Source organism: Neobacillus terrisolis, assembly GCF_051233475.1.
Taxonomy (GTDB): domain Bacteria; phylum Bacillota; class Bacilli; order Bacillales; family Cytobacillaceae; genus Bacillus_BU.
On record NZ_JBKFGH010000025.1, the window covers coordinates 1 to 11274 of the forward strand.

Below are 11274 nucleotides of genomic sequence, written 5' to 3' on the forward strand. Positions count from 1 at the left end.
GAGGACACAGGATCCGTTATTTATATAAAAATCACTAAAAAAAGGCTTTTTATGATCAAATAGCGTACCTGGTGTCCGGATAGCCTCTCAAAACAGCACATTTTGTGAAAATAAGGGCCTATATGTCCGCAACTACGTCTGTATCGAGAGCAAAGCTAATCTATTACTTAAGGAACATTTACTTACATGTTTTCCAGCTTAGATCTTTGTGCTTTTTTTCATATAATCACTCAAGAAACCCTTGAAAATATCATTCAGTTCCTTTGTTTTGTGTTTATGTAACCATTCAACTTGGTCGATAGGCAAATTCAATTTTAAAGTGATTTTTTCATTTGGCATTTCCACATTTCTAATTTCTGCTAAAGTGATGCCTTCTTCGATATTCGGAAAAGTGGAATCATTTTCGCTGACCCTATTAAGATCTTCATACTCCTCGATATCATCGAGTTCACAGAATAAATTTAGCTGGGGCAGCCCCCCTGGCAGTGTTTTTACAAACATTATCGAGTTGATCAGTCTACCATCATTCATTTCTATTTCTAAAATGAGGCTTTCCTCATCCTTATATTTCTTTAACACCACTTCGCTTACAATCATATCCAATTCCAAAGTAGAACCCATGCTGGACTCAAAAATATAGATGGCACTATTAAATACATGAATTTCCTTACCATCAATTTTAACCGACTTAACGGAAACCATTTCCCTTCCCCCATACAACGCGTTTCTTTCATTATAAAACAGGGGGACGGTTCTTGTGTTCAAAAAAGAACACAAGAACCGTCCCCCTGCACCCACAAGCCCCCTCATCCCACCAAGCCACCTGCGTCAAAAACCATGTCAGGAAATCTAACACAAATGTTGTCTTGCTTTTTTTCGCCCATTATACTGAAAACAACTTGAGACATTACGCAAATGAATATCGGCTCTCCAAATGGTGGTGAGAGCAACAAGCTGTCTAGGGTTCCGTTAATGGTTGTTCCATTTCCATTTCCATTAAGTCTGGTCCGAGAGAGAGCGTATAGGAAGAGAACATACACTTTTTCTGTATACACGGAAGGATAAAAGCCTGGGAGATCAATTCTCCCAGACTTTTATCCTTTTTTAGTTATAAAAATTAAAAATATGAGGTGGAATCAATAATGAAAAAAAGGTATGCATTTTTGTCCATTCTATTGGCCCTTTCGATGTTCTTAGCTGCTTGTGGGAATTCAAAGGAAAAAGCTTCAGGTAGTGAATCAGACAACAAAAAAGAAACAATCAAAATTGGGTTTAGCGCCCTGCCGAGCTGGTATTTATGGCACCTAGTCGATAAGAAAGGATATTTCGATAAGTATGGTGTCGATGTGGAACTAGTTTGGTTCCCTGTTTATGCCGATTCCTTATCCGCATTGAATACCGGAAAAATTGATGGAAATACCCAAGCTCTTTTAGATGCTATTCCTCCTATGGATAAAGGCATCGATTTGAAAACCATCTTTATCACCGACAACTCGCTAGGCGGCGATGGAATCGTGGCTACAAACGATATTAAAAAGGTTGAGGATCTAAAAGGAAAGACTGTCGGGACAGAAATTGGTACGATTGAACATTTCTTTTTGCTTACGGCACTTGAAGATGCCGGTATGAAGGAGTCAGATGTTAAATTTACTAACATGACGGTGCCAGATGCAGGCAATGCCTTTCTGTCAGGCAACATCGATGCCGCTGGCCTTTGGGAGCCGTTCTTAAGCAAGGCCGTTGCTAAGGAAAACACACATAAGCTTGTAACATCTGCTGATTATCCTGGGTTAGTGTCTGACGTGTTTGTCGTTCGCGATGACGTAACGAAAGAGAAGAAGGAAGAACTTCAAAAGGTTGTAAACGCTTGGTTTGACGCTGTTGATTACTTATCAAAAAACCCTGACGAGTCGATTGAAATTATCGCAAAAGAAGCCGGGATTACAGTCGAAGAATTAACTGAAGGCTTTAAAGGCTTTAAAATGTTTAGCCCAGAAGAAAATATCGCTTCTTTTAAAGAAGGAAATAGCTATGCTTCCTTCTATTATACTGCTGAAAAAAATGCAGAGTTTCTGAAACGACAAGGTTATGTGGATAATGTACCTGATTTTACCGATTTTGTAGATTCTTCCTTCGTTGAAAATCTAATTAAAAAATAGAAAGGGTGAATGAAATGGAGCCACCAAAGGTTAACAAAGCACTTCGGTCGTTAACGTCGATTCGGGAAGAAGTCCCTAAACAATGGTACTTATTTGGAGTAATTATTACCTTTCTGTTGTTTTTTCTAGGATGGGGCGCGTTAAGTTTTATCCAATTAGTAGACGAAGTATTTCTGCCAACTCCAAGTGGCGTCGTTCTTTCCTTATTTCAATCATTAGGAAGCCCCGAGTTTTGGGAGCATATTGGAATTAGTGTTTACCGTGTGTTTATGGGATTTTTACTGGCATGTTTAATTGGCATTCCGCTCGGCATCTTTGCCGGGACATTTAAATTTGCTGAATCGTTTATTTTGCCAATGTCTGAGTTTATCCGTTATATGCCTGCAGCCGCGTTTATTCCACTGATTATGGTGTGGGCCGGCATTGGCGAAACAGCGAAGATTTTAGTCATCTTTATCGGTTGCTTTTTCCAGCTGATCTTAATGGTAACAGATGATACGAACCGTATTAGCAAGGATCTGCTTTATGCCTCTTATACGCTTGGCGCGAATCGGAAACAGGTTATTTTCAAAGTAATCATTCCGGCGATGCTTCCAAAATTAATGACAACATTGCGTCTGATTATGGGCTGGGCTTGGACATATTTAGTTGTCGCTGAATTGGTCGCTGCGAATAACGGTCTCGGTTACTTCATTATGAAAGCACAGCGATTTTTGGATACGGAGTCAATCTTTGTCGGGATTATTGTGATTGGACTGTTAGGGCTGATTATTGATCGTGCCTTTGCGATTGCCAATAAGAAATTATTTCCTTGGGTGGAAGGTGGGAATTAAATGCTAAAAATAGTAAAGCCCCAAATTGCAGCAGACCCGGTGAATATCGAAATTGAAATCAACGGTTTATCGAAAGTCTATCAAACTAAAAATAGTACTTTTCAAGCTTTAGAAGATGTTTCTCTTTATGTAAAAAATGAAGAATTTGTTTCAATCCTTGGGCCTTCCGGCTGTGGAAAATCTACAATCCTCCGGATTTTGGCCGGGTTAGAGGACGCAACCTCAGGGAGCGTTAAGGTTGCCGGAGAAGAAGTCAATGGACCAAGCGCGAAACGAGGAATGGTGTTCCAATCCTATACACTTTTTCCATGGCTGACCGTCCGCGAAAACATTGAGTTCGGGCTTAAATTAAAAGGCATGAACGCGAAGGAGCGCAAGGAAGTTTCCGATAAATATTTGGAGCTTGTAGGGCTTGAACGGTTTGCGAATTCCTTCGGGAAGGAATTGTCCGGCGGGATGAAACAGCGTGTAGCCATCGCCCGCTCCTTGGCCAACAATCCGGAAGTGTTGCTAATGGATGAACCGTTCGGTGCTCTCGATGCGCAAACGAAACAGTCAATGCAGAAGCTGCTATTAGATATTTGGAAAAAAGAGAAAACAACAATTGTCTTCATCACCCACGATATCGATGAATCGATTTTCCTTTCACAACGAATCTACGTGATGGAAGCAAGACCCGGAAAAATTAAAGAAGAAATCAACGCCGACCTCCACCTCTTCAAAAACGGCGAACTAGTAGACGTCGACCGCTTCATGCGAATCAAAAAACACATCATCTCATTGCTGAAGCACTAGGTGGGGTGCAGGGGTTGGTTCAGGTTTGGGTGCAAGGGGACGGTTCTTGTGTTCCTTTTTAACAGATAGTGCAATTCAAAGTATAAGCCAGCTGTTCTTGTGCTCCCTTCGAAAAATGGGAACACAAGAACCGTCCCTATGAGGAGGTTTTTTTATGAGTAAGGATTGGTCCACCACTTTTTCTCCAGGTGGTAAATGGTCTGGTTTTATTAAACGGGGGAAATTGATTCGGTTTACTGCGCTTGAGGAAGGCGCAAATGTTTCGATGTTGCTGTATAACGCGAAGGATTTAACCGAGCGTTATGTGATGTCCGATACGCTTAAAGCACAGTTTACGAGCCATTTAACAACAGGACATGTACTGCTCAGCGACAACGGGCGAGTATTAGCAAGCTTTGTAGAAGATAGTCTCGGCTGGCATGATCCGATTTCGGGTTGTACCACCCGGGAGAAAACAGATGCCAAGTACGGGGTAACCACCTACCAAAACGAACGCAACGAATGGCTTCGTAGCGGCCGGGAAAATTTGATTGTTGAACTTGCCAGAAACGGATTAGGGGCTCGTGATTTGGTACCGGTAGTCAACTTGTTTTCCAAGATTGTCACCGATGAAAATGGACAGCTGCAATTTCAGAAAAATCATTCTCCAAAAGGGGCCACCGTTACACTAAGAACAGAAATGGATGTTTTACTCGTTTTGTCTAATACACCCAATCCCCTTGATCCTAAAATTAACTATCCTTCTGTTCCTGTAAAAATGGAAGTCCTCCCTTCTGCACCAATAAATGAAAATGACGTTTGTGTCAATCACCGCCCGGAAAACCGCCGTGCTTTTGAAAATACTTGGGCCTACTACGCCTTACAAGAAAATTAAAGGAGGATTATCATGCCTGTACTAAACAAAGTGGAAAGTACCCGTAAGGTTGAAGATGCAATTTACAGCGAAACGATATTGGCCGGCAATGGGTTTATGCATAAGCTTCTACCTGGCCAAGTGCTTCGAATTGTAGATTTGGAGGGAAACCAGTCGGTCGATGCGTTGTTTTACGATGCCGAGAACCCTGATGATCACTATAGCACCGTGTTAACGATTGCTGAGCAAGAAAATATGTATCTTAAAACCGGGTCCACTCTTCTAGCAGAATCCGGGAAAGAGCTGGTAACGATTATCGCAGATACCGTAGGATGCCATGATGCTTGGTTTAGCTTTTGTTCCGCTCAAAGCAATACCGTTCGTTATGGTCACGATAAAATCGGTATGCATAATTGTCGGGATACGTTTTTGCTTACAATGGAGAAGCATGGTGAAGGTTATACGAAAAGGGATCTTCCACCGAGCGTTAACTTCTTTTGTATCGTCCCCTTCACCGAAGATGGCCGGATTGAGTTTATTGACGGGATTTCCGCTCCAGGCAGCTACGTCGAACTTCAAGCAAAATCCAGCACCATGGTGTTGCTCAGCAACTGCTCACAACTAAATAACCCTTGCAACAATTACAATCCAACACCAATTAAAGTATATATTTGGGAATCGTAGGGGCGGTTCTCGTGCGTCCTTTTGCCTCGCGATTTCGCTCAGAAGAGATGCACAAGAACCGTCCCCCTGTTCCAAAGGAGGAACCACATTGGAAAAATTTATTGATTTAAATTGTGATATGGGTGAAAGTTTTGGTTTGTTCAAATACGGAGCGGATGAGGCGATGATGCCGCTGATTAGCTCCGCAAATATAGCTTGTGGCTTTCATGCTGGGGACCCCAGCGTCATGCGAGAATCTATTGAACTAGCAATGCAATATGGGGTTAGAGTCGGAGCACATATCGGATTGCCAGATTTGCTAGGCTTCGGGCGACGCGAGATGAACGTCAAACCGCAAGAGGTTTACGATTACACCCTTTATCAGCTTGGCGCGCTCGATGGTTTTCTAAGAAAGGCCGGAACATCGATGTCCCATATTAAACCCCATGGTGCCCTTTATATGATGACAGCAGAAAAAGAAGAAATGGCTGAAACAACGGTGAAGGCTGTTAGTGATTTTAATCCTGAATTAGAAATCTACACCCTGCCCAATTCAAAGCTTTATCTTTATGGAAAAGAAGCAGGTTTGAAGGTGGTTAGTGAATATTTCGCTGACCGGCCATATGTTGATAACTATGTAAAAATGTTTGGCTGGAGCTTAGAAGAGATTGGACAGCCAGACGAAATGGCTGTAAGAGCCTTAAAAGTTTTACAAGAAAATCCAGTGGAAACCATTTGTGTTCATAGCGATACCCCCAATGCTCCGGCCATCATGAAAGCAGTTCGAGAATCATTAATCGAAACAGGCTGGGTAATCGAAAAACCTGAAACCAAGCACAAGACAGGCTCCTCTATTCCCACTACTTTGCTTTAATCTTCCTCCAAATGTATCTTCCTAGACTCACCAATCGGTGAGTTTCTTTATTTTTACACATATCCCACTTAGTAGAAAAAGAATTCCATATTTTCAATGATGGATGCAACACTTTTTATACAAATAATAAACAAATTAGCAAAAAATTCCGATAGATATATAGAACCCCCTACTATTTTAATAGTAAAATAGTAGGAGGTCATAATCTTTTACATAATGAAAACTTAAAATTGAAAGGAGTACTACTAATGTTTAAGAAAAAAAGGCTCCGCCCCATTGTTATACTACTGTCGTTTTTACTTATTTTTTCCACGGTAGTTTCAAATGCAGCTATTGCTGCAGGGAAAGATGAAAAAACAACAACTTCCCAGAGTAAAAAAGACAAAGTATTAAAAAATGCTGAACAACAAAATCTGCTGGCAGAAAAAACGAACAGCTCTTTAGAAAAGAAAACATTTTCTAAGGAAAACAATAAACTTGCAGCAAAGCAGCAAGCAGACACTCAAAATGCCAAAGAAAGAAAAAGTAAATGGGAAAAGAGTACTACCCCTACTTCTGATCAATCCCAAAAAAGTAAAGCAGAACAATCCACAGCTACATCCACCATTAAAGAAAACCAAAATACTTTAAAGCAAGCGGCAAATAGAGAAAAAGAGAAATATGCTTCCAATCAGATCATTGTAAAATACAAAACTACAGCTTCATCCAAACAAGTGCGAGAAAAGTATTCATTAACAAAAAAGAAAACTCTTAATTCTATTAAGGCAGAAGTAGTTAAGATACCTGAAGGAAAAAATGTTGAAAATCTTGTTAAAGAACTAAAAAAAGATCCTTCAGTAGAATTTGTTCAACCTAACTATAAATACTATCCAGCAAGCATACCTAACGATCCATACTTCAATTATTTATGGGGTTTAAATAACACAGGCATATATGGATATGAAGATGTTGATATTGATTATCCGGAAGCACTGGATTCCTTTCAAACGAGTTCAAACCCAAACACTATAACTGTGGCAGTCATTGACACAGGAATTGATATCAATCACCCGGACTTGGCAAACAACATTTGGAAAAATCCAAATGAAATCCCAAATAACAACATCGATGATGATAAAAATGGCTATATCGATGACATTAATGGATGGGATTTCTATCATTTTGATAATACCGTTTTTGATGTTCTAGATTTTGACGATCATGGAACACATGTTGCCGGAACTCTTGCGGCAGAAATAAATAATGGTATTGGTGTTTCCGGTGTAGCTCCTAATGTTAAAATCATGCCTCTAAAATTTTTAGGACCTGAAGGGGGGCTTACATCAGATGCCATCCTTGCGGTAGAATATGCCACAAAAATGGGCGTAAAAATTTCCAATAACAGTTGGGGTGGCGGCGAATTTGATTTGGCTTTAGAGGATGCAATTAAGAGCTCTAATATGTTATTTGTTGCTGCTGCCGGAAATGAAGGGGCAAATATTGACCAAGCACATGTTTACCCCGCAAGTTTCGAAAGTCCAAATGTTCTTTCTGTTTCATCGATTAATAGTTTTGGAGAACTAGCTTATCTTTCCAACTATGGGGCAAACACTGTTGATTTGGCAGCTCCAGGGGAGGAAATTTATAGTACCGTACCAAAAAGACCGGAATTAGGTGCTGCTGCCGAAATTTATAATCCCATCTGGAATTCTAAAGCGATTTTTAATGGCTTCGGTTACGAAAATATTATCGGTACCGACCGCCAAACCGCATTTGATAAAGCTGCTCAATATCTTGGTGCTACTCCCAATTCGAGAATCCTTTTAGTCCAAGACGACCAGTCAGATACCGGCAAGACCAACTATCTAAGTGTATACACGAGCTTATTGGCTAATGCCGGTTTACCTTATGATACGTGGACAGTTCTCACAGGTGAGGATGGTCCAAATTATACTACTCTATCAAGCTATGACATTGTCATTTGGTTCTCTGGGGTTGCATATGGTGGGCTATATATTCCAACCTTAACGACTAATGATACTAATAACCTCAGTTATTTTTTAAATACAACAGGAAAATCTTTATTACTAAGCGGACAAGATATATTGTTCAACAATGAATCCAGTTATTTCGTAAAATATACTCTAGGTCTTGATGTTTTTGCTGAAGGAACTGCATACGAAACTGCCAAAGGAGTCGCATCTACCATTTATGATGGAGCTGAATATAACCTTTATTCTGTTCCTTATGCAGATTACATTGCTGTTAATAATGCAGGCTTAGCAAAAATAAATCTTGTTTATCCCGGTCAATCAAACTACGATAACGCATACGCGTCTTATAGCGGAACCTCTATGGCCGCACCGCATGTGACTGGTGCTGCAGCAATGCTTTTGGGAGCCAATCCATCATTGGATGCTTTACATTTAAAAAATACGTTAAAGGCAAGCGGTGATAGTCGGGCTAATTTAGGATCCTTCGTTTCCGGTGGTAAGACGTTAAATGCTAATCTAGCGTTAACCAATGACCACGAAGCTTATGATGATGATATTCCAGGTATAGCTCTTGAGGATGATGAAATAAAAGGCACTCTAGATACAAATAATGATTTCGATGATGTTTATAAAGTGCATTTAGATCAAGGCGAAATTTTAAGACTGTCTTTAACAGGAGATGCTAATACAGATTTTGATTTATATTTATACTCGCCACAGGCAACTACCGTTTATGATCTCGAACAAATAGTACAATTTTCGGAAAACACGGATACCTCAACAGAAACGATTGAGTTTGTAGCAAATTATTCAGGCGATTACTATATCGATGTTTATGCATACGATGGGACAGGCGCTTATACGTTAAAAACGGAAATTGGAAATGGACCTGGTAATTATGAAGAGAATTCTATCGGAATTATCTATGATGGTAACTGGGTAACTAAAACAGGTACCTCTTACTCTGGAAATTCTGTCTCCCAACTTAACAGCACTGGAGGATTAGAATTTGACTTTATCGGAAGTGAATTTGAATGGATTGGGTTAAAAGACAATACCCAAGGAGTTGCCAATATTTATATTGATGGCCAATTTATTAGTTCAGTTTCTTTATATTCCAAAACTCTTCTAACTCAGCAATCAATTTTTAAAAAGACAATGGACTATGGTAAGCATAGTGTACGAATTGATTGGACAGGTCAACGGGATCCTAAATCAAGAGTAAGTGGTGCAATTAATATTGATAAACTAATCGTACATGCTATTGCTCCAAAGGCACCGGCAAATGTTAAGACTACTTATGATAGTTATTCCTCCACTCCGGTTCTATATTGGGATTATAGCCAATCAGCCCGTTTCTATAAGGTTTATCGAAAGGAAAGTGGGCAAACCCAATACACTTTCTTAGGAAGAGCTGGTTATACTTATTTTTACGATAAATCTGCTCAAGTGGGTAAAACATATGAATACGCTGTAACGGCAGTTGGTCAAGAAAATCTTGAATCAGAGAAATCAACTTTAACTTATATCTTCGACGATCGGATTCCTGGTATTCTAAAAACGACCAGTAGTATAAAGGGAACTGTTGACAACGCCAACGATTACATGGATGTTTTGGCTGTGAATCTTCAAGCTGGAAAAACTTATAATTTCAGCTTTAATGGTCCACAAGGTGAAAATTTCGACTACTTTATTTTTGAGCCAAATGCCACAGATATCTATACTGATAGTAGCATCAGATCTTTATATGATGAAATATCAGAAGAATATACAACACTTCCAATTAATAAATCTGGAACATATTATATCGTTGTTTATGCTAATACTGATAGTTCGGGCGAATATAGCATTAATATTAATAACAAGCCAACCGTTAATGATGACGATATCCCATTAGCAGTACCATTAACAACTACAGCAGTAAACGATTATCTCGATTCCTTACATGACAATGATGATGTTTATTCTGTTCAATTAAATAAAGGGGATATTATTACACTTAACCTAAGCTCAACGGCAACTAATGGGAATGACTTTGATTTGTACCTATACCCACCAACTGCCACAACAGTATTTCCAGATACCAGTAACTACGTTAAAGAAGTCGCGTCAAGCAACGGCTTAACTTCTGTAGAAAAAATAACATATACTGCTGCTGTAACTGGAAAGTACTATATTGATGTCTATGGTAGCTCAAAAGCAGGTCCGTATGGGTTAAAAGCAGATATTCAAAGAATAACAACTAAGACAATACAAGAGAATGACCCGTTGGTTTCCTACACTGGTACTTGGAATACAAGTACTAGCAGTAGTCATTCAGGTGGTACAGCGAAGTATAATTCAACTTCAGGAAGCTCTGCACAACTAACCTTTAATGGTACTGGTATAAAAATTCTTAGTTTTACAGCTGCTAATCGCGGCTATGCATATATATATATAGATAACAAACTCATTAAAACTGTTAATTTATATTCATCCACAACAAAATACAAAGTCCCTATTTTTGAAATAAATAATCTTACAAACGGGACACATACTATTAAAATAGTAAATAAAGGGACAAAACCAGCTTCTTCAACAGGAATCTATATTACTCTTGATGCTTTTGTCATTACTACTTACAAAAGACTAATCGAGGAAAACACTTCAGGTATCACTTATAGCGGAACTTGGAGTACCAGCACGAATATTAATCATTCCGGCGGTACTGCCAAGTATAATAAAACTGCTGGTAATTACTCGCAATATACCTTTAGTGGCACAGGGGTAAAAGTTCTTTCATATAAAGCACCAAATATGGGGCTGATGGACATTTATATTGATGGCAAACTCATTAAAACTATTGATCTCTATTCAGCAACTACCAGTTATAAAGTTCCGATATTTGAAAAAAATAATTTAAGTGTTGGAACCCATACCATTAAACTGGTGAATAAAGGCCAAAAATCAGCTACTTCCACAGGAACATATATAACATTAGACGCATTAGAAATTACTAAATAGGAGTACAGAGGGACGGTTCTCTGATGTGACCCCAAAAAGTTAGAGTTTTATTTTAAGCAGCTAATTGGCTGGTATGGTTACGGTATTGTACCGGACTCATGCCTGCCAATTTTTGCTTTAT

Annotated in this window: 8 protein-coding genes and 1 riboswitch; of the genes, 7 read left to right on the forward strand and 1 reads right to left on the reverse strand. The window is 39.3% G+C overall.

Annotation, left to right across the window (positions count from 1 at the left end; all coding sequences use genetic code 11):
• Positions 1-198: 198 nt before the first annotated feature.
• Positions 199-702, reverse strand: coding sequence for a hypothetical protein (locus ACI48O_RS15790; protein ID WP_435562799.1), 504 nt, complete (start codon positions 700-702; stop codon positions 199-201).
• A gap of 245 nt (positions 703-947) precedes the next feature.
• A riboswitch (guanidine-I (ykkC/yxkD leader) is annotated at positions 948-1078 on the forward strand.
• A gap of 64 nt (positions 1079-1142) precedes the next feature.
• On the opposite strand from ACI48O_RS15790, the gene ACI48O_RS15795 reads away from it, so the two are divergent.
• The 7 genes from ACI48O_RS15795 (at position 1143) to ACI48O_RS15825 (ending at position 11153) form a co-directional block, all read left to right on the forward strand.
• Positions 1143-2159, forward strand: a complete 1017-nt coding sequence (locus ACI48O_RS15795) for an ABC transporter substrate-binding protein (RefSeq protein WP_435562800.1) — start codon at positions 1143-1145, stop codon at positions 2157-2159.
• Between the two features lie 14 nt (positions 2160-2173).
• The gene (locus tag ACI48O_RS15800) at positions 2174-2992 is read left to right on the forward strand and encodes an ABC transporter permease (protein WP_435562801.1); all 819 of its coding nucleotides are present in this window, start codon (positions 2174-2176) and stop codon (positions 2990-2992) included.
• Positions 2993-3787 (forward strand): ABC transporter ATP-binding protein, encoded by a 795-nt coding sequence (locus tag ACI48O_RS15805; protein WP_435562802.1) that lies wholly within the window; start codon positions 2993-2995, stop codon positions 3785-3787.
• A 154-nt stretch (positions 3788-3941) separates the two neighbouring features.
• Complete coding sequence (locus ACI48O_RS15810) at positions 3942-4661, forward strand: urea amidolyase associated protein UAAP1 (protein WP_435562803.1); 720 nt, start codon at positions 3942-3944, stop codon at positions 4659-4661.
• A 12-nt stretch (positions 4662-4673) separates the two neighbouring features.
• Entirely contained in the window at positions 4674-5324 is a 651-nt protein-coding gene (locus ACI48O_RS15815) for a DUF1989 domain-containing protein (protein ID WP_435562804.1), read from the forward strand.
• 88 nt (positions 5325-5412) lie between these two features.
• Entirely contained in the window at positions 5413-6177 is a 765-nt protein-coding gene (locus tag ACI48O_RS15820; protein ID WP_435562805.1) for a 5-oxoprolinase subunit PxpA, read from the forward strand.
• A gap of 248 nt (positions 6178-6425) precedes the next feature.
• A complete protein-coding gene (locus ACI48O_RS15825; protein ID WP_435562806.1) occupies positions 6426-11153 on the forward strand; it encodes a S8 family serine peptidase in 4728 nt (1575 codons plus the stop codon).
• Positions 11154-11274 lie beyond the last annotated feature (121 nt).